This is a genomic window from Salinicola sp. JS01 (assembly GCF_030284585.1).
Taxonomy (GTDB): Bacteria; Pseudomonadota; Gammaproteobacteria; order Pseudomonadales; family Halomonadaceae; genus Salinicola.
This window is the reverse complement of the sequence record NZ_CP127244.1, coordinates 3,652,236-3,674,252: the sequence shown is the minus strand read 5'-3', so window position 1 is coordinate 3,674,252 and position 22,017 is coordinate 3,652,236. Positions and strand designations below refer to the sequence as shown.

Genomic DNA, 22,017 nt, shown 5'->3' with positions numbered 1-22,017 from the left:
CTTGCCTTCGCTCGTCGAATTTGTAAACACCCTCTAAGGGGCTCGCTGGCGGGCAGGGCATCGACGTCTGCACGTCACAGCTCGCCACGCTGAGGCGCGCCCCAGCCGCGCGCCAGGCTGGTCCGTGTGTTCCTAGGCTTTGGGCTAAGGTATAACGGCACTATAGTATGATGTATGACAACATCGCTGACATCGAGCCTGCCGCTGATGTGCCGGCAGGTGGGTGATGTCGACAGGGCGCTGCCGACGTCATTCATGCCAGTTCGTGTGCCCGTGCCAGCCCTTAGCGAGGAATCCAGGTGAATTTTTCCAGAGACGCGCTCAAAGCCTCCATTACCGACGGTCTGCTCTCCTTCCCGGTGACCGACTTCGATGCCCACGGCCAGTTCGACGCCGAGAGTTACCGCCGGCGGCTCGCCTGGCTCAAGGACTACGACGTCTCGGCGCTGTTTGTCGCCGGGGGCACCGGAGAGTTCTTCAACCTGACGCTGGATGAGTACCGCGAGATCGTCACCATCGCGGTGGAGGTCCTGGGTGGCCATGTGCCGATCATCGCCAGCGCCGGGCAGAGCGCCGAGCTGGCCAAGGCGCATGCCAAGGCGGCGCAGGACGCGGGCGCCGACGGCATCCTGCTGATGCCGCCCTATCTCACCGAGTGCCCGCAGGCGGGCATTGTCGAGTATGCCGCCAGCGTGTGCGAATCCACCGAGCTGGGGGTGATCTACTACAACCGCGCCAACGGCGTGCTCGATGTCAACGGCGTCAAGGCGCTGGCCGAGCGCTGCCCCAACCTGGTCGGCCTCAAGGATGGCAAGGGCGACATGCAGTCGCTCAACATCACCATCAAGACGCTGGGCGAGCGCCTGGCCTACGTCGGTGGCGTGCCCACCGCCGAGATCATCGCCGAGGCGTATCTGGCGATCGGCGTCAGCACCTACTCGTCGGCGGTGTTCAACTTCGTGCCGGCGCTGGCGGTGAAGTTCTATCAGGCGCTGCGCGAGGGCGACCACGACTTCGTGCGCCGCGTCACCCAGGAGTTCTTCATTCCCTTCGTCACCCTGCGCGACACCACCAAGGGTTATGCGGTGAGCCTGATCAAGGCCGGCGCCGGGCTGGTCGGCTACCCCGCGGGCGATGTGCGCGCGCCGCTGGTGATGCCCAGTGCCCAGGAGCTGGAGACGCTGAAACGGCTGATCGAGCACGCCGAGCGTCTGTGAACCGGGCGGCCGCCCATCGCCGGCGGCCGCTGTCGCTATCCTTGCGCGGCCCGCTCGGCGGCGGGCCGCACCGATCTCACTGCGAGAGTCGCCATGCCCAGCCACGCACGGACACGTCACGCCACGCCCAGCCATGCCACACCGACCATCACCGCCATGCGGGTGATTCCGGTCGCTGCCCGCGACAGCATGCTGCTCAATATCGGCGGGGCCCACGCGCCCTGGTTCACCCGCAATCTGGTGATCCTCGAAGATAGCGCCGGCCACGTCGGCGTCGGCGAGGCGCCGGGGGCGAGACCATCCAGCGCTCGCTGGAGCAGGCCCGCGAGCGCGTACTCGGGCAGTCGCTGGGCCAGCTGCGCGGGGTGGTGGCGTCACTCCACGCGCGCGGACGCAGCGCCGATTTCGAGGACTTCGGCCGTGGCTCCTGGACCTTCGAGTTGCGTATCAACGCAGTGGCGGCGCTGGAGGCCGCGCTGCTCGATCTGCAGGGCCAGTTCCTCGGGGTGCCGGTGGTGGATCTGCTGGGAGACGGGCGCCAGCGCGAGCAGGTCGAGGTGCTCGGCTATCTCTTCTTCATCGGCGACGGCCACGCCACGCCGCTCGACTACCGGCGCGGCAGCACGCATTCCGGCGGCGGCCCGGGGCACGACTGGTATCGCCTGCGCGACCAAGCTGCGATGACGCCGCAGGCGATCGTCGAGCAGGCCCAGGCCGCGCACGATCGCTACGGCTTTCGTGACTTCAAGCTCAAGGGCGGCGTGCTGCCCGGGGCGCAGGAGATCGAGGCGGTCAGCGCGCTGCACGCGGCCTTCCCAGAGGCGCGCACCACGCTCGACCCCAACGGCGCCTGGTCCCTCGACGAGGCGATCCGGCTGTGCCGCGATTTGCACGGCGTGCTCGCCTATGCCGAGGACCCCTGCGGCGCCGAACAGGGCTTCTCGGGGCGCGAGATCCTGGCTGAGTTCCGCCACGCCACCGGGCTGCCGGTGGCCACCAACATGGTCGCCACTAACTGGCGCGAGATGGCCCATGCGCTGATGCTGCGCGCGGTGGACATTCCACTTGCCGATCCGCACTTCTGGACGCTCTCCGGCGCCGTGCGCGTCTCCCAGCTGTGTCAGGATCACGGCATGACCTGGGGCTCGCACTCCAACAATCATTTCGATGTCTCGCTGGCGATGTTCGCGCATGTCGGCGCGGCGGCGGTGGGCCGGGTGAGCGCACTCGATACCCACTGGATCTGGCAGGAGGGCGATGCGCGCCTGACCCGCGAGCCGCCGAGCATCGTCGACGGCCGGGTGACGGTCACCGACGCACCGGGCCTGGGCATCGAGCTCGATATGGACGCGGTGGAGCGCGCCCACGCCGACTACCGGCGCTTGCCCGCCGGGGGCCGCGACGACGCCATGGCGATGGAGTATCTGATCGACGGCTGGCGCTTCGACCCCAAGCGCCCGGCGCTGGTGCGCTGAGCCGAGGCCTCGCCGTCGGCTTCCAGGCTTTAGGTTTTAACCTTTAGTTCTTGAAAATTAGCTCTTGAAAATTAGCTCTTGACCGTTAGTTCTTAGCCTTTAGTCCTTAACCCTTAGTCGTATGCGGCACTCTCTCGGCGGCCAGGCTGCTAGGCTCTCGAAGTTCCGTTGCGATACTCGACGCCAGGGCGCGTACGAAAAAGCCGTCACCAGGACGGTTTTCGTAGGCGGCCTGGCGCGGCTGATCCGGCTGTGGCCGGCAGCCAATGCACGACCATCCCCACTTCAGGAGGCAAGATGAATCTGACAGGTGACATGCTGATCGGCCAGCAGACCGTGACCGGCAGCCGTGATGCCATCCACGCGATCAACCCGGCCACCAACGAGCGTCTCGAGCCGGCCTACGCGGGTGGCACCCAGGCGGAAGTCGAGCGGGCCTGCGAGCTGGCCTGGACGGCCTTCGACCTCTATCGCGAAACCTCGCTGGAGACTCGCGCCAAGTTTCTGGAAACCATCGCCGAACAGATCGAGGCGCTGGGCGACACCCTGATCGAGCGTGCGGTGGCCGAGTCCGGCCTGCCCCAGGCGCGTATCCAGGGCGAGCGCGGGCGCACCTGCGGCCAGCTGCGGCTGTTCGCCCGCGTGGTGCGCGACGGCGAGTGGCTCGACGTGCGCGTCGACCCGGCGCTGCCCGAGCGCCAGCCGCTGCCGCGGGTCGACCTGCGCCAGCGTCAGATCGGGCTCGGCCCGGTGGTGGTGTTCGGGGCCAGCAACTTCCCGCTCGCCTTCTCGGTGGCGGGCGGCGATACCGCCTCGGCGCTGGCCGCCGGCTGCCCGGTGATCGTCAAGGCACACTCCGCCCACCCCGGCACCAGCGAGCTGGTCGGCCGCGCGATCCAGGCGGCGGTGAAGCAGTGCGGGCTGCCGGAAGGCGTGTTCTCGCTGCTGTTCGGTTCCGGGCGCGAAGTGGGGCAGGCGCTGGTCACCGACCCGCGGGTCAAGGCGGCCGGCTTCACCGGCTCGCGCAGCGGCGGTCTGGCGCTGTGGAAGGCGGCGCAGTCGCGCCCCGAGCCGATTCCGTTCTATGCCGAGATGAGCTCGATCAATCCGGTGTTCCCGCTGCCGGCGGCACTGGCGGCGCGTGGCAAGGAGATGGGCGAAGCGTTCGTCGCCTCGCTCAACATGGGCGCGGGGCAGTTCTGCACCAATCCCGGCCTGGTGATCGCGGTCAAGGGTCCAGCGCTCGACGCCTTCGTCGCCGCGGCCGGTGAGGCGGTCAAGGCCAGCGGCAGCCAGACCATGCTGACCCCGGGCATCTTCGAAGCCTACGAAAGCGGCGTCAAAGGCATCGCCGACAGCGGCAAGGCGCGGGAGATCGCGCGCGGCAGCAAGGGCGACGGCCCCAACCAGTGCCAGACCGGCCTGTTCGTGACCGCGGCCCAGGACTTCCTCGACGACGAGGCGCTGCAGGCCGAGGTGTTCGGCTCCACCTCGCTGGTGGTCGAGTGCGCCGACGCCGCCGAGCTCAAAAAGGTCACCGAGCATCTGGAAGGCCAGCTGACGATCACCCTGCAGATGGATGACGCCGACCTCGACGCCGCGCGCGAACTGCTGCCGACGCTCGAACGCAAGGCGGGGCGCATTCTGGTCAACGGCTGGCCCACCGGGGTCGAGGTGTGTGACGCCATGGTCCACGGCGGCCCCTTCCCGGCGACCTCGGACGCGCGCACCACCTCGGTGGGCACGGCGGCCATTCACCGCTTCCTGCGCCCGGTCTGCTATCAGAACCTGCCCGACGCGCTGCTGCCGGAGGCGCTCAAGCAGGACAACCCGCTGGCGCTCAAGCGTCTGGTCGACGGCAAGCGCGAAAGCTGAGCGCCGGCCCCGACGCCAACCGGGTCATGACCGATCGAGCCGCCTCCTCTCCGGGGGCGGCTTTTTCGTGGCGGCACGGGTCGCCCACGGTCGGCGAGCGGTCGTTTTCCGTGGGCGATGCATCAGCTTGCGCGTGGCAGACTGCTGCCTGAGTAGCGCATCCACCCCCACGCTTACCCGGCCCTGTCGCGGCGCCGCGTGTAGAGCGTTTTCAGACAAAGCGTATCGTCGAGGAGTACCGCATGAACTCAGAATCCCGCCCCCCATTGCCCCCGTTCGATCGCGACAGCGCGATACGCAAGGTGCGTCTGGCCGAAGATGGCTGGAACAGCCGTGACCCGGACAAGGTGGCGCTGGCCTATACCGCCGATACGCGCTGGCGCAACCGCGCCGAGTTCATCCACGGGCGGGACGAGGCGCGCGCCTTTCTCGCGCGCAAGTGGGCGCGTGAGCTCGACTACCGCCTGATCAAGGAGCTATGGGCTTTCGATGGCGAGCGCATCGCGGTGCGCTACGCCTATGAGTGGCACGATGACTCCGGCAACTGGTTCCGCTCCTACGGCAACGAGAACTGGCGCTTCGACGCCAATGGGCTGATGGCCGAGCGCCACGCCAGTCTCAACGACCTGCCGATCCGCGCCGACGAGCGGCTGTTCCACTGGCCGCTGGGGCGACGGCCCGACGACCACCCGGGGCTGTCCGCGTTGGGGCTGTGAGAGATCCAGGGTTTACACGCAAAGTCAGCGAGCGCCGGTGGTTTTCGTATGAAGCCTAGCCCCAGCCTGGCTGGGGCTGAGACACCGAATCCATCGTTTGTGCCGAGGCGCTGCCGCCGCGCATGCTGGGACTCCCCTGCCGTCGCAGGGGCGACGACCACGCAACGCTGCCGGGGGACCCATGACACGACCCAATATTCTGGTGCTGATGGCGGATCAGCTGAACGGTACCCTGTTCGAGAACGGGCCGGCCGACTTTCTGCATGCGCCCAATCTCAAGGCGCTCGCCAAGCGCGCGGTCAACTTCAACCGCGCCTACACCCCCAGCTATCTGTGCGCGCCGGGGCGCGCCGCCTTCATGTCCGGCCAGCTGCCGTCGCGCACCGGGGTCTACGACAACGCCGCGGAGTTTCGCTCCGCCGTGCCGACCTGGGCCCACCATCTGCGCCGGGCCGGCTACTCCACCTGTCTCTCGGGCAAGATGCACTTCGTCGGCCCCGATCAGCTCCACGGCTTCGAGACGCGCCTGACCACCGACGTCTATCCGGCGGATTTCGGCTGGACGCCGGACTACCGCAAGCCGGGCGAGCGCATCGACTGGTGGTATCACAACCTGGGCTCGGTGACCGGCGCCGGGGTGGCGGAAATCTCCAATCAGATGGAGTACGACGACGAAGTCGCCTTCCACGCCGAGCAGAAACTGTTCGACCTCTCGCGAGGCCAGGATTCGCGCCCCTGGGCGCTGTGCGTGAGCTTCACCCACCCCCACGACCCTTACGTGGCGCGGCGCCAGTACTGGGATCTGTACGCGGACTGCGAACAGCTCGAACCCGCCGAGGGCGCGCTGGCGTTCGAGGATCTCGACCCGCACTCCCAGCGCATCTTCATTGCCAACGATTACGAAAAGTTCGACATCCAGCCCGAGCACGTGCGCCGGGCGCGGCGTGGCTACTTTGCCAATATCTCCTATGTCGACGACAAGATCGGCGGCATTCTCGACGTGCTCGAGCGCACCCGCATGGCCGAGAACACCATCATCGTGGTCTGCTCCGATCACGGCGACATGCTGGGCGAGAAGGGGCTGTGGTTCAAAATGAGCCCGTTCGACGGCTCCTCGCGGGTACCGCTGATGATCGCCGCGCCGGGGCTGGCGCCGACCAGCGTCGACACGCCGGTCTCGACCATCGATATCAACGCCACCCTGGCCGATCTGGTCGGCATCGATCTCTCCGAGGTGGCCCCCTGGACCGACGGCCAGTCGCTGCTGCCGCTGGCCCGAGGTGGCACGCGCGAGGCGCCGGTGTACATGGAGTACGCCGCCGAGGGCAGCTATGCGCCGCTGGTGACGATTCGCCAGGGGCGCTGGAAGTTCAACCACTGCGAGCTCGACCCGCCGCAGCTGTTCGATCTCGAGGCGGACCCGCGCGAGCGCCATAACCTGGCCACGGACCCGGCCCACGCCGAGACGCTGGCGGCGTTTCAGGCCCAGATGCGCGCGCGCTGGGACATGCCGCGCTTCGATGCCGAGGTGCGCGAGAGCCAGGCCCAGCGGCTGGTGGTCTACGAGGCGCTGCGCAACGGCCACTACTACCCCTGGGATCATCAGCCGCTGCAGGACGCCTCGCAGCGCTACATGCGCAACCACATGGATCTCAACGTGCTCGAGGAGGCGCAGCGCTTCCCGCGGGGGGAGTGAGCCGGGAAGTCCTGGCGTTCCGCTGTCATCGGCTGATGGTGGATCGCCGCGGCGGCGGGCGCGTACAATGCGCCCGCGCCGGCCACATCCGCCCGGACGCTTCATTCACGCCGTCCCCCGCGAGTACCTACCTTTGCTCTCTACCGCCAATATCACCATGCAGTTCGGCCCCAAGCCGCTGTTCGAAAACGTCTCGGTCAAGTTCGGCCAGGGCAATCGCTACGGCCTGATCGGCGCCAACGGCTGCGGCAAGTCGACATTCATGAAGATCCTCGGCGGCGACCTGGAGCCGAGTGCCGGGCAGGTCATGAAAGACGCCACGACGCGGCTGGGCAAGCTGCGCCAGGATCAGTTCGCGTTCGAGAACGAGCGGGTGATCGACACCGTGATCATGGGCAATCAGGAGCTGTGGCAGGTCAGCGCCGAGCGTGAGCGGATCTACGCACAGGCCGAAATGTCCGAGGAAGATGGCATGCAGGTGGCCGATCTCGAGGTGCGCTTCGCCGAGCTCGACGGCTACACCGCCGAGGCGCGTGCCGGCGAGCTGCTGCTGGGGCTGGGCATTCCTCTCGAGCAGCACACCCAGCCGATGAGCGTGGTCGCCCCGGGCTGGAAGCTGCGCGTGCTGCTGGCTCAGGCGCTGTTCTCCGACCCCGACGTGCTGCTGCTCGACGAGCCCACCAACCACCTGGACATCAACACCATCCGCTGGCTCGAGGGCATGCTGCGCGCGCGCAGCTCGACCATGATCATCATCTCCCACGACCGCCACTTCCTGAACAGCGTCTGCACCCACATGGCGGACCTGGACTACGGCGAGCTGCGGCTGTTCCCCGGCAACTACGACGAGTACATGACCGCGGCGACCCAGGCGCGCGAGCGTCTGCACGCCGAGAACGCCAAGAAGAAGGCCGAGATCGCCGAGCTGCAGCAGTTCGTCAGCCGCTTCTCGGCCAATGCGTCCAAGGCCAAGCAGGCGACCTCGCGTCAGCGCAAGATCGACAAGATCCAGCTCGAGGAGGTCAAGCCCTCCTCGCGGGTCAGCCCGTTCATTCGCTTCGATCAGAACAAGAAGATCCACCGCCACGCGCTCAATGTCGAAAAGCTGACCAAGGCGTGGGGCGACAACGTGCTGTTCGAGCGCTTCGGGCTGCAGGTCGAGGCCGGCGAGCGTATCGCCATCATCGGTCCCAACGGTATCGGCAAGACCACCCTGCTCAACTGCCTGGTGGGGGCGATGACCCCGGACGCCGGCGAGGTCAAGTGGACCGATGCGGCGGAGGTCGGCTACTTCGCCCAGGATCACGCCGCCGACTTCGAGGGTGGCGAGACGCTGTTCGAGTGGATGCGCCAGTGGACCACCGAAGGCGAGCAGACCGTGCGCGGCGCGCTGGGTCGCATGCTGTTCTCCAACGATGACATCGGCAAGTCGGTGAAGGTGATCTCCGGCGGCGAGCAGGGGCGCATGCTGTTCGGCAAGCTGACGCTGTTAAAGCCCAACGTGCTGGTGATGGACGAGCCCACCAACCACCTCGACATGGAGTCGATCGAGGCGCTCAACCTGGCGCTGGAGAACTACCCCGGCACGCTGATCTTCGTCAGCCACGACCGCGAGTTCGTCGGCTCGCTGGCGACCCGCATCATCGAGATGAAGGACGATGGCATCGTCGATTTCAGCGGCAGCTATGACGACTATCTGCGCAGTCAGGGGGTCTACGGCTAAGATGTGAAGGGGCAGGTAGTCTTCGTACCCAACCTAATGCCTTTCGGAGCCAGTTCATATGCAGGCCAAGATCGACCAGGCGGCGGTAGTGCGAACCTTGCAGGGGGCGCTGGGCCAGCGCTTGCTGGCGATCTACGCCTTCGGCAGCCAGATATCGGGGCAGGCACGCGCGGACAGCGATCTGGATCTGGCCGTGCTGCTGAGCGGCACGGCCGATAGCGTCGCGCTGTGGACCCTGGCCCAGGATATCGCCGCCATGCTCGATATCGATGTCGACCTCGTCGACCTGCGCAAGGCTTCCACCGTCATGCAGTATCGGGTCGTCACCAGCGGTGAGCGCTGGTGGTCACGCGATGAACAGGCGGGGCTGTTCGAAGCGTTCGTGCTCAGCGACAAGATGGCGCTCGACGAGGCTCGGGCGCCGCTGATGGCGGACATTCAGCGCGAGGGGCGTATCCATGGTCGATGACGTGCTGGTCAACAAGGCCGCGACCATCGAGCGCTGTGTCGGCCGTGCTCGCGAAGAGTATGCGAAGGGCCCGGCGTCGTTCGTCGACGACTTCACCCGTCAGGATGCGGCCATTCTCAATATTCAGCGGGCCTGCGAGGCGGCGCTGGATATGGGGCACCATCTGATTCGGCGCGAACGCCTGGGCGTGCCGCAGAGCGCCCGCGATGTGTTCACGCTGCTGGCCCAGGGCAACTGGATCACACCCGCGACGGCCGATGTGATGCGACGCATGGTGGGGTTTCGCAATATCGCCGTGCATGACTACCAGCAGCTGCAAGTGGCCATTATCGTCGCCATCATCGAGAAGCATCTCGATGACTTTCTGGCCTATTCACGCCAGCTTTTGGCTCTCTAAGAGCCCATTTCCAATCTCTCTAAGCTTGCGATTCATCGTCAGGGATCGAAACGCCAGCGTCGATGTCTATCCACAAGCCGCTGATCATGGCTGTTCGGATCACCGGCCAGACAGCGAACGCCGGTCGTGTCATGCCGGCCAGGCCCGTAAAGGGCGAGACTCGACGAAGGAGCGACGAGCGATGGTGTCACGGAGCACAGCCGTAGCGGCAGTGATGGGGGCCTGGCTGACGGCCTCGGCGACCACGGCGCTGGCCTTGCCCAGCAGCTTTCCCACCGGCACGACCTACTACGATCCCGAACGCGCCTATAACGGCTTCGTGCTGTTTCCCGGCGGCGACCGCCAGACCCACCTGATCGACATGAACGGCAACGAAGTGCACCGCTGGGACTACGAGAGCTTCCCGCCGGTGCCGCTCTCCGCTGCGCAGGCCGGCGGTGAGAAGGGGCATCTGCTGGTGCAGCTGGCACGGGTCGACAAGCTCCCCGAACACGCCAGCCCCGGCAACGGTCTCACCAACGCCGCCGTGGCCGAGGTGAATTGGGACGGCGATGTTGAGTGGCAGTGGGGCAGCCAGCAGCATCCGGTCTATCAGCATCACGACATGCGCCGGCTGCCCAACGGCAACAATCTGGTGATGACCGCCGGGATGCGCGAACTCAACGGCTTCGATTACCCGATCATCGACAACGCCGTCGAGGAGGTCGATCCCGCCGGCCGGGTGGTCTGGACGTGGAAGGCCGGCGATCATCTCGATGAGATGGGCTTTTCCGATGCCGGCCTGCGTGCGCTCAAGGATTCCGAGGACCCCGACTTCCTGCATCTGAACACGGCGGTACCGCTGGGCCCCAATCGCTGGTACGACGCCGGCGATGAGCGTTTCGCGCCGGACAATATCCTGATCAACTCGCGCAACGCCAACGTCATGTTAATCGTCGACCGGCAGAGCGGCGACATCGTCTGGCGTATCGGCCCCGACCTGCCGGCGCTCAAGCTCAATGGCAAGCTCGGCCGCCCGGTGGACCAGACCGTGGGGGCCCACGACGTCCATCTCATCCCCGAGGGCCTGCCGGGGGCCGGCAACCTGTTGATCTTCGACAACCAGGGCAATGCCGGCTTCCCGCCGTCGAAGCAGGGGTTTTTCTCCTCCTCCCGGGTGATCGAGGTCAATCCGAGCAGCGGCAAAATTGTATGGCAGTACACCGGCAGTATGTCGGGCATTTCGCCCTATACCTTCTACAGCTCGTTCATCTCCAGCGCGCGGCGGCTGCCCAACGGCAATACGCTGATCGACGAGGGTCAGGACGGCCGGCTGTTCCAGGTCACACCGTCAGGCGAGATCGTGTGGGAGTACGTGAGCCCGTTCTTCGGCAAGTCGATGCCGGGCGACGACTACGTCACCAACCAGGTCTACCGGGCGCAGCTGGTGGATTATGACTGGGCGCCGCAGGGTACGCCGCACCAGGAGCGCGCGGTGATGCCGGACTGCGACATTTATGTGGCGGCGCCCGGCTGTCATCCGGGCACGCCAGACAAGTAAACCGTGAGCGTCACTAGCGGTCGGCGTGGCGGCAAGACGCCGCACGCCGGCCGGATGCGGGGCGCGCGCTGACTGCGTAAACTTCACAGAACACTCTCCCGCGCGAGCTCCCATGACCAGCCATGCTCCAGATGCTCCGGCCGATACGCCTGCCGACCGCCATGACGCGCCTGCCGACACCCTGATCGTCGGCGCCGGGGCCACCGGCCTCGCCGCCGCCTGGGCCCTGGCCAAGCAGGGCCGACAGGTGACGCTGCTCGAAGCCGGGGCACGTGTCGGCGGCAATATCGCCAGCGAGCGCGACGGCGAGTGGCAGATCGAACATGGCCCCAACACGGTGATCATGAAGCCGCCGCTCTATGCGCTGCTCGATGAGCTCGATCTCCTGGGTGAGGCGCAGCCGGCCAACCGTATTGCCAACAAGCGCTATGTGGTGCTCGACGGCAAGCCGGTGGCGCTGCCGATGACCCCGGCCGAGGCGCTGACCAGCCCGATCATCGGCTGGCGCGGTTGGGCCCGGCTGCTGCGCGAGCCGCTGCTACCGCGTGGGCATCAGGCGGAGGAGTCGCTGGCGGCGTTCGTCGAGCGGCGTCTCGGCCGGCGCGTGCTCCAGCGCATGGTCGACCCCTTCGTCTCCGGCGTCTACGCCGGGGACCCGGCCAGGCTTTCGGTACAGGCGGCGATGCCGCGCCTGGCGGCGATCGAGCGCGAACACCGTTCGCTGATCCTCGGCGGTCTCAAACGCCTGCGCCAGAGCCGGCGCGAGCCCTCGCCCGTACCCGCTGCCTGGCGCGGCCAGCTGGTCAGTTTCCCCGGCGGGCTTGCGCGACTGGCCGAGCGTCTGGCCGAGTGCATCACGGCGCAGCCGGGTGCTGCCATCGAGACCGGCTGCGAGATCGTCGGCGTGCGCCGCGATGGCCAGGACTGGGTGGCGCGCGGGCGTGACGGGCGCGAATGGCGTGGGCGGCAGCTGCTGCTGGCGGTGCCGGCGCCGCTGGCGGCGCGCTGGCTCGACGCGCTCGATCCGGCCCTGGCCGAGCCGCTGGCGGAGATCGTCTATCCGCCGGTCAATGCCGTGGCGCTGGGCTTTCGCGAGGCCGATATCGATCACCCGCTGGATGGCTTCGGTGTGCTCATCCCGCGGGCCGAGGGGCGGGCGACGCTGGGCGCGCTGTTCCCCTCCACGCTCTTTCCCGGCCGCGCCCCCAGCGGCCACAAATTGCTCAACGTCTTCATCGGCGGCCGCCAATCCCCCGAAGCCGCGGCGGGCGACGACGACAGCCTCACCCGGCGCGTGCAGGCGGACCTGGGCGATATTCTGGGGATTCGCGGTGAGCCGGTATGGCGGCGGGTGGTGCGCTGGCCGCAGGCGATTCCGCAGTACGAACTCGGCCACGACGAGCGGCTGGCACGGCTCGACGCCGCGCTGGCACATCACCCCGGCCTGCACCTGGGCGGCAACTGGCGCGGCGGTATCGCCGTGGGTGACTGCCTGGAGAATGGCAGGCTGTTGGGCGAGGCGCTCGCTCTTTAGAACGCCTTTCCTGGAACGCCTTTCACAACCGCGAGACGACTTGGGCTTATCCGGCGGCAAGACGTCGCGAGGGCGCTGTGAACCCCTCCCTGGGCGCTACCTTTGCCATCCCTGGCAAAGGACCCTCGCTTTGTCCTGCCCCCGGCGCCCATCGTCAGAGGGGAGATGGGTTTTGGGGCGATCGGCGCGGTTGGGGTATGAAGTGTCTCGAACGCTACTTGTCCACCAGCTCGGCCACCGAGGAGAGGATCTCCTTGGGCCGGAACGGGTAGCGCTCGATCTCCGACTTGTCGGCGATGCCGCTGAGCACCAGCACGGTGTGCATGCCCGCTTCGATGCCGGCGACGATATCGGTGTCCATGCGGTCGCCGATCATGCCGGTGCCGTCCGAGTGCACCCCGAGCTTGTTGAGCGCCGAGCGGAACATCATCGGGTTGGGCTTGCCGACGATGTACGGCTTGCGGCCGGTCGCCTCGGTGATCAGCGCGGCCACGGCCCCGGTGGCTGGCAGCACGCCCTCGGCGCTGGGGCCGGTGGCGTCCGGGTTGGTGCAGATGAAGCGCGCGCCATCCTTGATCAGGCGGATCGCCTTGGTGATCGCCTCGAAGGAGTAGGAGCGGGTCTCGCCGAGCACCACGTAGTCGGGCTGGGTGTCGGTCATGATGAAGCCGGCTTCGTGGATCGCGGTGAGCAGGCCCGCTTCGCCGACCACGAAGGCCGAGCTGCCCGGGGCCTGATCGCGCAGGAAGGCCGCAGTGGCCAGCGCCGAGGTCCAGATGCTCTCCTCCGGCACTTCGATGCCGCTGTGCTGCAGCCGGGCGCTGAGATCGCGCGGCGTATAGATGGAGTTGTTGGTCAGCACCAGAAAGGGAATCTCGCGCTCGCGCCACTGATTGATCAGCTCGGCAGCGCCGGGAATCGCCTTGTTCTCATGGACCAGAACGCCATCCATGTCGGTCAGCCAGGATTTGATGTTGCGCCGGCTGGCGGTGTTGTCGCCCTTGCCGGTGCCTGACTTCCCGGATGTGCCCTTGGCGGACGATGCTGTGTCGGAGCTGCGGTTCTCGGCCATGAAACCCCTCGGCGTGCGGCTGTGGATAACGTATCAGTGATGGTCTTGTGCACAGGCAGTTTAGCAACTCGGACGGCAAAGCTCTGCCGTTCAGTAGCCGCGCGCGGCATCGGCGAGATCGGCGACCTCGCCGTGGGCCTCGAACTCTCGGATATTGGCGGCGACGATACGGCTGCCGCTCTCCGGGTCGATCAGTGAGGCGACATGCGGCGTCACGGTGATCTGCGGATGGCGCCAGAACGGGTGCGCCTCGGGTAGCGGCTCCTGACGGAAGACATCGAGCGTGGCGTGACTCAGCTGGCCGCTGGCGAGCGCGGCGAGCAGATCATCCTCGACCAGGTGGGGGCCGCGCCCGGCGTTGATCAGGCTGGCGCCGCGGGGCAGCCTGGCGAACAGCGCGGCGTCGAGGAGATTCTCCGTGGCCGGCGTCAGCGGCAGCAGACAGACCAGTATCTCGCAGCGCTGGAGGAAGGCCGCGAATTCGGCCTCGCCGGCGTAGGTGACGACCCCTTCGATCGCGCGCTGCGTGCGTGTCCAGCCGAGCGTCTCGAAGCCGAGCCCGGCGAGCGTGCGCGCCGCGGCACCGCCGAGGTTACCCAGCCCCATGACCCCGACCCGGCGCCGGGTGGCCGGCGGTACCACCTGCTGCGCCCAGCGCTGGCGGCGCTGGTTGGCGGCGATCATAGGCATCTCACGATGATGGCGCAGCACGTGCAGCGCCACGTACTCGCGCATGCGCTGGGTCAGGTCCGTGCCCACGGTGCGGATGATCGGCACCCCCGGCGGCAGCTCGCGGTCGGCCAGGACGTGATCGATGCCCGCCCCCAGCGAGACGATCGCCTTGAGGTTGGGGAACGGAGTGAAGGTGGCGTCGGCGGGGCGCCAGACCACCGCATAGTGGACCGCGGCCGGGTCGCCGGGGGCATCCACCGGGCGTAGCGTCCACTCGGGCAGCAGCGGCGCGAGCCGGGCGATCCACCACTCGATCTTGGCCGCATCGGGGATCGAGACGACGATCGTGGCACGCGTCTGGGCGGCATTCATGGGCGCACCTCCGGCGCGGTGTCGGTGAGCGGGTCGAGCTGGAACGGTGCCGGCGTGGCGCCGCCGCCGATCGGCTGGGTGGGGTCTCCAAGGCCGACGCATTCACCCGACTCGGGGTCGCGCGCCACCCCCGAGACACAGGCATAGAGCTTGGGGAAGACCAGCGACTGGGCGATCTCCAGTGTGAAGCGCGATTCCAGCGCGGCCAGCGTCGCCGCATCGAAGCGCGGATCGACGCGTATCGAGCCGCGATGACTGGCGTCGAGGCGCGGGTGCTGCATGGCTTCTTCCAGGCTCATGCCGAAGTCCATCATCAGCGCCGCGACCTGGGTCACTGCCGGCATGATCAGATTGCCGCCGGAGGCGCCCACCGAGAAGCGCGCCTCGCCGTCCTTCACCGCCACCGTGGGGCACATGTTCGACGAGTTGATGCGCTTGCCGCCGGCCATGGTCGTGGGGTAGCCGGGGCGCGGGTCGAAGTAGCTGACGCTGTCGTTCATCAGCATGCCGGTGGTGGGCAAGGTGACCCCGGAACCGAAGCGATTGAGCAGGGTGTAGGTGAGCGCGACCATGTTGCCGTCGGCGTCCACCGCGGACATCGACGAGGTGCAGGCGCCGTGTTCGCCGTCGACGCTCTCTCCGTTTACGTACCCTCCGTTTGCGTTCCCTCCGTTCACATCCTCGCCGGCACTTGGCGGCAGCACGCCGGTGCGGATCTTGTGCTGGCGCCAGCACGCTTCCAGCGCCTCGGCGTAGGCCACCCAGGTTGCCGGGGTCGGCCGCGCGGGTGGCGCCGGCATCGCCGCCCCGGCGTGGGCCAGCATCTCGCGCTGACGTAGCCCGCCCGAGGCCTCCCCGGGTGTGTAGAGCGTATAGCCGCGGTGTTCGGCCAGCATCGGTGCGTATTCGCGCACGGCGTAGCCTGCCAGATCTTCATGCGAGAGGCGTGAACCGCCGGCCTGGAGATCGGCGACGATCTGCTTCGCCAGCTTGCCGCGATAGAAGGTTTCCGCGCCGCCGGCGGCGATCTCGCGGAGCGTGTCGGCCAGCTGCGGTATGCGCAGGCGGCTTTCGGGGGTGGCCGGATGCCCGCCGGGCAGGTAGATCGCCGCCGAGGTCGCATCGCGGGCCAGGGTGCGAGCACACAGCGCGATCTGCAGCGTGGTGAACCAGTCGACGTGGAGGCCGCGTTCGGCAAGCGTGATGGCCGGCGCCATGACCTCGGCGCGGGGGCGCGAGCCGAAGCGTGTCAGGGCATGATCGAGCCCGGCCACCGCGCCGGGCACGGTGATCGAGCGATAGCCTGCGATGTTGGCGTCGTCGACCACGCCGGGAAAGCCCATCGGGGTCTTGGGCCGGGCGGGGTCGACCGGGTAGTCGGTCAGGCGGATGGCGCCCGGCAGCGTGCCCTGGAAGTCGAGCGCCACGGCGCGCTGTTCCCTGGCCAGCCAGATCACCATGAAGCCCGAGCCGCCCAGCCCGCACATCCACGGCTCGACGGCGTTGAGGGCGTAGGCGGTGGCGACGATGGCATCGACGGCATTGCCGCCGGCCTCGAGCTGGGCCGCCCCGGCGCGGGCGGCGAGCCGGTGCTGGGCGGCGACCGCACCCCGCGGCGAGCGCACCGGCGCAGTGGTCAGGGTCCAGTTGTCGCTATCGGCATGGGGGCTGGGGAGAATCATGGCCGGGTGGCCTCGCGCTGTCGGGTCTCCCTGCGATCATACGGCCTGTGGCGCAAAGATCATCCCGCGCCAGCGATATCGGCGCGCGCTGGCAGTTTCTTTCCCAGCCTCAGGCGGCGCCCGCGGCCAGGCGCCAGGTGCCCAGATAGAAGCTCAGATAGCGCAGCGCCACATAGCCGACGATCACGCTGGCGACGACGATCTCCAGCGTGGCCAGGCCATGGACGATGGCGATGTCGTGATGGTGGAAGCCGACCTGCTGCATCCAGGCGGTGGTCTTCACCAGCGCCGTGGCGCCGATCACCATGGGGAAGGTGAAGGCGGCGTAGCCGGGGCTGTAGGGCAGGCGCAGCAGCCGAATGAAGGCCAGGTAGATGATCAGCGTCATCAGCACCGCGATGCCGCCGAGCAGGGCCACCAGCAGCGGCGAGGGGCTGGCGACCACGCTCAGGTAGCCGGCCAGCGAGAGGCTGGCGGGGGCCGCCATGATCGCGATGGTGGGCTTGGCCGGGTCGGGGATCTCGGCGGCGAAGATCAGCCGGTAGATCATCACCGGCAGCAGCACCGCGTAGAGACCCATGCCCAGCCAGAGCAGGCCCAGGGCGAGCGGATGCAGCGCGGCCGTGCCGGGGAAGGCGACGTCGGCGACGATGATGCCCACCGGCGGCACGAACCACGCCGGCACCATGTGGTGCAGCTCGAAGCCGCGCACCCGATGCACCACGAAGGCGACCAGGAACAGCAGGTGCAGGGCCACCGCGACCAGCCACAGGGTCACGCCCAGGGTTGGTGCGAGCCAGGTGCCCGCGGCCTTCGACACCACCATGGTCGCCATGGCGAAGGTGGGGACCACGCTGCCCACCACCGGGTGGGCCAGATCCGCCCACAGCAGCCGCGGATGGAGCACGAACTTGGCCGTCAGCAGCGCCAGCAGCACGCTGGCGACCAGCGCGCCGCAGATCTGCGCCACACCGCCCAGCGGGGCGAAGCTCTCCCACGCCCAGCCCAGACTCGAGATGCCCAGGGCCAGGCCGGCCATGGGTGTGGGGGCGTGCTGCAGGCGCTGGTGCAGGGTCATCATGCGCGTAGCCATGGGTGCCTCGACGGTGACGATGAGCGAATGCCACCTATGTTATGGCTTTTCGTTCTATCGATATATTTTAACTTTTTTCACTGGTCGTTTTATTCTATTTAACGAGACCGCTCGAGCGGCCTGCGCCACGGCCCACATGACCGTCGAGACGTGGCGTTCCGGATACCACCCGCGACGAGAGGCAACCCATGGCCATTACCCTGCGTCAGCTCCAGATCTTCGTCAGCGTGACCCGCGAGCGCACCCTGACCGCCGCTGCCGAACGGCTGGCGCTGAGCAAGCCGGCGCTGAGCATCGCCCTGGCCGAGCTGGAGAAGCAGTGCGGGCGGACCCTGTTCGACCGCCACCGCAATCGGCTCTATCTCAACGATCAGGGGCGCCGGCTACTGCCGCTGGCGGACGAGCTGCTGGCGCGCAGCGCGACCCTCGAGCAGCTGTTCGATGACGCCACCACGCTGGGGGGCCAACTACACATCGGTGCCAGCTACACCATCGGTCATCAGTTGCTGCCCCATCTGCTGCGCGACTTCCGCGATGCCACCGGCCATCGGCAGCAGCAGCTCACCATCGCCAACAGCGCCGCGATCTGCAGCGCACTGGAGGCGTTCGAGCTGGATATCGGCATGATCGAGGGGCGCGTCGCCGATGCGCACTTCGACGTCATCCCCTGGCGCCAGGACCGGCTGGTGGTGACCGCCGCCGCCGACCATCCGCTGGCCGCGGCGGGGCCGCTCGAGATCGAGGCGCTGGCGGCGGAGGCGTGGCTGCTGCGCGAGCCGGGTTCGGGCACCCGCGAGCAGTTCATGCGCTATATCGCGCCGAGGCTGCCGGCGTGGCGAGCGGGGCTGGAGATCAACTCCGCCGAGGCGATCATCAATGCCACCGCGGCGGGGTTGGGGCTGACCTGTCTGTCACGGCTGGAGGCGCGCCATGCGCTGCGCGACGGGCGCCTGGTCGAACTCGACGTGGGCCTGGAGATGACCCGTGAGTTCAGCCTGGTGCTGCATCGCGACAAGTATCGCAGCCCGCTGCTCGAGCGTTTCGTGGCGTTCTGTCGGACGGCGGGGAACCCCGAGGACGATGACTTGGTCTAGTCTGATGAGAGGGCCGGATAGGGACGCCGGTCACGGGTATCGCCAAAGGAGAGGTCATGATCATCACTGTGGGTGAATTCAAACGTCTGCTCGACGCCTACGACGACAGTCTGGAGCTGAGTTTCAGCGGGCTCGAGTACCACCGTCTCAAGCAGAAGGGCGACGCTCACCTCGAGGTCGAGTTCGAGGAGAAGGTGTTCAAGGACAAGCAGGGCCATACCCGGGTTCATGACGACAAGTACTGACGCTCGCCGTGCGGCGCGGCGCCGGGTGCGCGCATCGGCCGCGCCCGTGCCGCCGGCCGTGGGATTACCCGCGGCGCGTTTTTGGTTATCTTGACGCCCCATCACGGTAGGGAGCGGCAGAGATGGAAGGTTCCACCCCCACAACGCGAGTCGACGTCGCGATCGTCGGCGCCGGCTCGATCGGTTTGTGCTTCGCCAACGCGCTGTCGCGGCGCGGCGTGAGTGCGCTGCTGATCGACCGCCAGCCGCGCGCCAGTCTCGAAGCGCCGCAAAGCGACGGCCGTGAGATCGCGCTGACCCGCGCCTCGCAGCAGACCCTCGACGCACTCGACGTGTGGCCGCGGATCCCCGCGGAGGAGCGCGCGGCGATGCGTGCCGCCAAGGTCTTCAACGGTGAGTCGCTGTTCGCGATGCAGATCGCTCCCCGCGCGGGGCAGGACGCCGAGCTCGGCTGCCTGGTGCCCAACCGGGTGATCCGCGCCGCCGCCTATGCCGCGCTCGTCGATTCGGCCCAGGCCGAGGTGCTGTGGCGCTGCGAGAGCGAGATCGAGACCTTCGCCCCCAGCGCCGATGACAACAGCGTCGAGATTCGCCTGGCCGGCGGCGAAACCGTCGAGGCCGCGCTGCTGGTGGCGGCGGACAGCCGCTTCTCGACCACGCGCCGGGCGATGGGCATCCCCGCGCACACCTATCAGCACGGCCAGCACATGCTGGTGTGTCGCATGCACCACGAACAAGCGCATGATTTCAGCGCCTGGGAGTGGTTCGGCCATGGCCAGACGCTGGCGCTGCTGCCGGTGGATACTCACTGCTCGTCGGTGGTGCTGACCCTGCCGCCGGCGCAGATGGATGCGCTGATGGCGCTGCCCCAGGCCGACTTCGACGCCGAGATCACCCGTCGCTTCGAGGGCCGCCTGGGGGCGATGACCCGAGCCGCCGCGCCGCGCCGCTATCCGCTGGTGAGTGTCTATGCCGAGCGTTTCGTGGGGCCGCGCCAGGCGCTGCTCGGCGATGCCGCGGTGGGCATGCATCCAGTCACCGCGCATGGCTTCAATCTCGGCCTTGAAGGCGTACGCCGGCTGGCCGGGTTGGTCGGTGACGCCCGCGCGGCGGGGCAGGATATCGGCGCGCCGCGGCTGCTGGCGCGCTACCAGCGCCAGCAGCGTCTGGCCACCGGGCCGCTGTTCGCCGCCACCCTGGCGATCGTCGGCCTCTACACCGACGAGCGCCCGCCGGCGCAGCTGCTGCGCCAGGCGGTGCTGCGCGCCGGCGACGCCGCCTGGCCGGTACGGCGGCTGATCGCCAGCCACCTGATGCGCTCTGCAGGCTAGGTAGGCTGGTGGCTGCCACCGGCAGGAGGATTTTCCGCTAGGCTCTGAAACATCTCATCGTCGTGCCCCAGTGCATGGATATCGATAGGTCGGTGGCGCGGCTCGAACCCTCGAAAAAGGATGTCACATGGAACTCGCAATGGTGGGGCTGGGGCGCATGGGCGCCAATATGGCCGAGCGGCTGGTACGCGGTGGGCACCGGGTGGTCGGCTCCGATCCGAGCGCGGAGGCTCGCGCCAAGGCGGCGGACAAGGGCATCGAGCCGGCCGAATCGCTGGCGGCGGCGGTGGCCGCGCTGCCGTCGCCGCGGATCGTGTGGCTGATGGTGCCGGCAGGGGATCTCGTCGATCAGCTGCTCGCCGACCTCGAGCCGCTGCTGGCGGCGGACGATGTGGTCATCGATGGCGGCAACTCTCTCTACAAGGACAGCCTGCGCCGGGCCGAGCGCGCCAGCGAGAAAGGGCTGCACTTCGTCGATGTGGGCACCAGCGGTGGGGTCTGGGGGCTCGCCGAGGGCTACAGCATGATGGTCGGCGGCGAGACCGCGGTGGTCGAGGCGCTCACCCCGCTGTTCGAGGCCCTGGCGCCGGCGCCGGACAAGGGCTGGGGGCATGTCGGCCCCGCCGGTGCCGGTCACTTCACCAAGATGGTCCACAATGGGATCGAGTACGGGCTGATGCAGGCCTACGCCGAAGGCTTCGCGATCATGGGCAAGAAGACGGAGTTCGGTGTCGACCTGCATCAGGTCGCCGAGATCTGGCGTCACGGCAGCGTGGTGCGTTCGTGGCTGCTCGACCTGACCGCCGATGCCCTGGACAAGAACCCCGGCCTGGAGGGCATCGCGCCCTACGTTTCCGACTCCGGCGAAGGGCGCTGGACGGTGGCCGAAGCGCTCGAGCTTGACGTCAGCGCGCCAGTCATTACCCTCTCCCTGCTCGAACGCCTGCGCTCGCGCGAGGCGGACTCTTTCGGTGACAAGCTGCTCGCTGCGATGCGCAACGAGTTTGGCGGTCACGCGATCAAGTCGGATTAGCGCCCATTTCCAAACTCTCTGACGATAGGGGCCGGATAAGCGCACGTCGTCTAGCGGTAGTGAAATGCGCTCTTAGGCCCTGACGAGAGGGCGCTCGTCACACCTCGGGCCCTACCCGATATCGCCCCTACCAGATGTAGTATGCCGAGCGCGCCGTTAGCTACCAGTCGAACGGCGCGCTCGACGTTTTTGGGGCCCTTGGCTGCCGTTGTCGAGGGCCTTTTCCTCCCCCGAGGAAGAAATTTTCGCCCCTTGACAGGGCGTGAGGCGCACAACGGTGGGCCCTCGCGAAGGGGGCGAAAATATCCACAGGGAATGCACAGAAAAAAACCACATCTATGCTTGGAAAAACGCCAGGCTACCATATATAGTGTTTTTCCAGAGGCGGTCGACACCACGCAATGGGTGTCCAGACGCCGCCAAGGCCCGCGCCATCGGCCAGCGATGGGCGTTATTTCCTATCACGGATGGTAATGATTATCATGAGCATCACGATCTATAGCAAACCCGCTTGCGTCCAGTGCAACGCCACCTATCGCGCGCTGGACAAACAGGGGATCGACTATACCGTGGTCGACCTGACCCAGGACGCCGCTGCCATGCAGCGTGTACAGGACCTCGGCTACCGTCAGGTGCCGGTCGTGGTGGCGGGTGATGATCATTGGGCCGGTTTCCGCCCGGACAAGATCAGCACGCTGGTCGCCTGATTCGTGGTTTCCGGGGCGCCCGCCCCGGCTGACGCGGACCGCGCCAAGTGCGCCGGTCCGGTCTGGAGAGCGCG

19 protein-coding genes are annotated in these 22,017 nt (G+C 67.6%); 15 read left to right on the top strand and 4 right to left on the bottom strand.

Features of this window, described 5'->3' with window-relative positions; genetic code table 11:
• Positions 1-299 precede the first annotated feature (299 nt).
• The 10 genes from kdgD to hemG all read left to right on the top strand — a co-directional run bounded on the left by kdgD (position 300) and on the right by hemG (position 12,642).
• A complete protein-coding gene (gene kdgD / locus QO259_RS16650) occupies positions 300-1,217 on the top strand; it encodes a 5-dehydro-4-deoxyglucarate dehydratase (RefSeq protein ID WP_207033824.1) in 918 nt (305 codons plus the stop codon).
• A gap of 368 nt (positions 1,218-1,585) precedes the next feature.
• On the top strand, positions 1,586-2,692 hold the full coding sequence (locus QO259_RS16645; protein WP_285950806.1) for an enolase C-terminal domain-like protein: 1,107 nt from the start codon (positions 1,586-1,588) through the stop codon (positions 2,690-2,692).
• A 297-nt stretch (positions 2,693-2,989) separates the two neighbouring features.
• Entirely contained in the window at positions 2,990-4,567 is a 1,578-nt protein-coding gene (locus QO259_RS16640) for an aldehyde dehydrogenase (NADP(+)) (RefSeq protein WP_285950805.1), read from the top strand.
• Between the two features lie 242 nt (positions 4,568-4,809).
• The gene (locus tag QO259_RS16635; RefSeq protein WP_285950804.1) at positions 4,810-5,283 is read left to right on the top strand and encodes a nuclear transport factor 2 family protein; all 474 of its coding nucleotides are present in this window, start codon (positions 4,810-4,812) and stop codon (positions 5,281-5,283) included.
• A gap of 181 nt (positions 5,284-5,464) precedes the next feature.
• Positions 5,465-6,979 carry a choline-sulfatase gene (gene betC, locus QO259_RS16630; RefSeq protein WP_285950803.1) on the top strand — a complete coding sequence of 505 codons (1,515 nt, stop codon included), beginning with the start codon at positions 5,465-5,467 and terminating at the stop codon, positions 6,977-6,979.
• A 133-nt stretch (positions 6,980-7,112) separates the two neighbouring features.
• The gene (locus QO259_RS16625) at positions 7,113-8,702 is read left to right on the top strand and encodes an ABC-F family ATPase (protein ID WP_035471969.1); all 1,590 of its coding nucleotides are present in this window, start codon (positions 7,113-7,115) and stop codon (positions 8,700-8,702) included.
• Positions 8,703-8,760: 58 nt separating this feature from the next.
• Entirely contained in the window at positions 8,761-9,171 is a 411-nt protein-coding gene (gene mntA / locus QO259_RS16620) for a type VII toxin-antitoxin system MntA family adenylyltransferase antitoxin (protein WP_285950802.1), read from the top strand.
• A complete protein-coding gene (hepT, locus tag QO259_RS16615; RefSeq protein WP_285950801.1) occupies positions 9,161-9,568 on the top strand; it encodes a type VII toxin-antitoxin system HepT family RNase toxin in 408 nt (135 codons plus the stop codon). Before mntA ends, hepT begins: the two co-directional genes overlap by 11 nt.
• Before the next feature lie 184 nt (positions 9,569-9,752).
• A complete protein-coding gene (locus tag QO259_RS16610; RefSeq protein ID WP_285950800.1) occupies positions 9,753-11,108 on the top strand; it encodes an aryl-sulfate sulfotransferase in 1,356 nt (451 codons plus the stop codon).
• A 112-nt stretch (positions 11,109-11,220) separates the two neighbouring features.
• The gene (hemG, locus tag QO259_RS16605) at positions 11,221-12,642 is read left to right on the top strand and encodes a protoporphyrinogen oxidase (protein WP_285950799.1); all 1,422 of its coding nucleotides are present in this window, start codon (positions 11,221-11,223) and stop codon (positions 12,640-12,642) included.
• 214 nt (positions 12,643-12,856) lie between these two features.
• Here hemG and QO259_RS16600 read toward each other — a convergent pair whose 3' ends face one another.
• The 4 genes from QO259_RS16600 to QO259_RS16585 form a co-directional block, all read right to left on the bottom strand.
• Positions 12,857-13,714 carry an HAD-IIA family hydrolase gene (locus QO259_RS16600; RefSeq protein ID WP_285950798.1) on the bottom strand — a complete coding sequence of 286 codons (858 nt, stop codon included), beginning with the start codon at positions 13,712-13,714 and terminating at the stop codon, positions 12,857-12,859.
• A gap of 90 nt (positions 13,715-13,804) precedes the next feature.
• On the bottom strand, positions 13,805-14,758 hold the full coding sequence (locus tag QO259_RS16595) for a 2-hydroxyacid dehydrogenase (protein ID WP_285950797.1): 954 nt from the start codon (positions 14,756-14,758) through the stop codon (positions 13,805-13,807).
• A complete protein-coding gene (locus tag QO259_RS16590; RefSeq protein ID WP_285950796.1) occupies positions 14,755-16,440 on the bottom strand; it encodes a gamma-glutamyltransferase family protein in 1,686 nt (561 codons plus the stop codon). The genes QO259_RS16595 and QO259_RS16590 overlap by 4 nt, the downstream gene beginning before the upstream one ends.
• 109 nt (positions 16,441-16,549) lie before the next feature.
• Positions 16,550-17,533, bottom strand: a complete 984-nt coding sequence (locus tag QO259_RS16585) for a TDT family transporter (RefSeq protein ID WP_285950795.1) — start codon at positions 17,531-17,533, stop codon at positions 16,550-16,552.
• Positions 17,534-17,721: 188 nt separating this feature from the next.
• On the opposite strand from QO259_RS16585, the gene QO259_RS16580 reads away from it, so the two are divergent.
• The 5 genes from QO259_RS16580 to nrdH all read left to right on the top strand — a co-directional run bounded on the left by QO259_RS16580 (position 17,722) and on the right by nrdH (position 21,943).
• Positions 17,722-18,627 carry a LysR substrate-binding domain-containing protein gene (locus tag QO259_RS16580; RefSeq protein ID WP_285950794.1) on the top strand — a complete coding sequence of 302 codons (906 nt, stop codon included), beginning with the start codon at positions 17,722-17,724 and terminating at the stop codon, positions 18,625-18,627.
• A 56-nt stretch (positions 18,628-18,683) separates the two neighbouring features.
• Positions 18,684-18,872, top strand: coding sequence for a hypothetical protein (locus QO259_RS16575; protein WP_035475128.1), 189 nt, complete (start codon positions 18,684-18,686; stop codon positions 18,870-18,872).
• Positions 18,873-18,994: 122 nt separating this feature from the next.
• Positions 18,995-20,203, top strand: coding sequence for a 5-demethoxyubiquinol-8 5-hydroxylase UbiM (gene ubiM / locus QO259_RS16570; RefSeq protein WP_285950793.1), 1,209 nt, complete (start codon positions 18,995-18,997; stop codon positions 20,201-20,203).
• A gap of 127 nt (positions 20,204-20,330) precedes the next feature.
• Positions 20,331-21,236: a phosphogluconate dehydrogenase (NAD(+)-dependent, decarboxylating) gene (gene gnd, locus QO259_RS16565; protein ID WP_285950792.1), complete on the top strand. Its 906-nt coding sequence runs from the start codon at positions 20,331-20,333 to the stop codon at positions 21,234-21,236.
• Between the two features lie 482 nt (positions 21,237-21,718).
• Complete coding sequence (gene nrdH, locus QO259_RS16560; protein WP_035475161.1) at positions 21,719-21,943, top strand: glutaredoxin-like protein NrdH; 225 nt, start codon at positions 21,719-21,721, stop codon at positions 21,941-21,943.
• Positions 21,944-22,017 lie beyond the last annotated feature (74 nt).

Excerpts from the sequence above, each read along its gene's own strand:
- hemG (WP_285950799.1), top strand. The coding sequence starts at position 11,221 with ATGACCAGCCATGCTCCAGATGCTCCGGCCGATACGCCTGCCGACCGC.
- QO259_RS16595 (WP_285950797.1), bottom strand. The coding sequence starts at position 14,758 with ATGAATGCCGCCCAGACGCGTGCCACGATCGTCGTCTCGATCCCCGAT.
- QO259_RS16600 (WP_285950798.1), bottom strand. The coding sequence starts at position 13,714 with ATGGCCGAGAACCGCAGCTCCGACACAGCATCGTCCGCCAAGGGCACA.
- QO259_RS16575 (WP_035475128.1), top strand. The coding sequence starts at position 18,684 with ATGATCATCACTGTGGGTGAATTCAAACGTCTGCTCGACGCCTACGAC.
- QO259_RS16640 (WP_285950805.1), top strand. The coding sequence starts at position 2,990 with ATGAATCTGACAGGTGACATGCTGATCGGCCAGCAGACCGTGACCGGC.
- mntA (WP_285950802.1), top strand. The coding sequence starts at position 8,761 with ATGCAGGCCAAGATCGACCAGGCGGCGGTAGTGCGAACCTTGCAGGGG.
- ubiM (WP_285950793.1), top strand. The coding sequence starts at position 18,995 with ATGGAAGGTTCCACCCCCACAACGCGAGTCGACGTCGCGATCGTCGGC.
- betC (WP_285950803.1), top strand. The coding sequence starts at position 5,465 with ATGACACGACCCAATATTCTGGTGCTGATGGCGGATCAGCTGAACGGT.
- QO259_RS16635 (WP_285950804.1), top strand. The coding sequence starts at position 4,810 with ATGAACTCAGAATCCCGCCCCCCATTGCCCCCGTTCGATCGCGACAGC.
- QO259_RS16590 (WP_285950796.1), bottom strand. The coding sequence starts at position 16,440 with ATGATTCTCCCCAGCCCCCATGCCGATAGCGACAACTGGACCCTGACC.
- nrdH (WP_035475161.1), top strand. The coding sequence starts at position 21,719 with ATGAGCATCACGATCTATAGCAAACCCGCTTGCGTCCAGTGCAACGCC.
- gnd (WP_285950792.1), top strand. The coding sequence starts at position 20,331 with ATGGAACTCGCAATGGTGGGGCTGGGGCGCATGGGCGCCAATATGGCC.
- hepT (WP_285950801.1), top strand. The coding sequence starts at position 9,161 with ATGGTCGATGACGTGCTGGTCAACAAGGCCGCGACCATCGAGCGCTGT.
- QO259_RS16585 (WP_285950795.1), bottom strand. The coding sequence starts at position 17,533 with ATGGCTACGCGCATGATGACCCTGCACCAGCGCCTGCAGCACGCCCCC.
- QO259_RS16580 (WP_285950794.1), top strand. The coding sequence starts at position 17,722 with ATGGCCATTACCCTGCGTCAGCTCCAGATCTTCGTCAGCGTGACCCGC.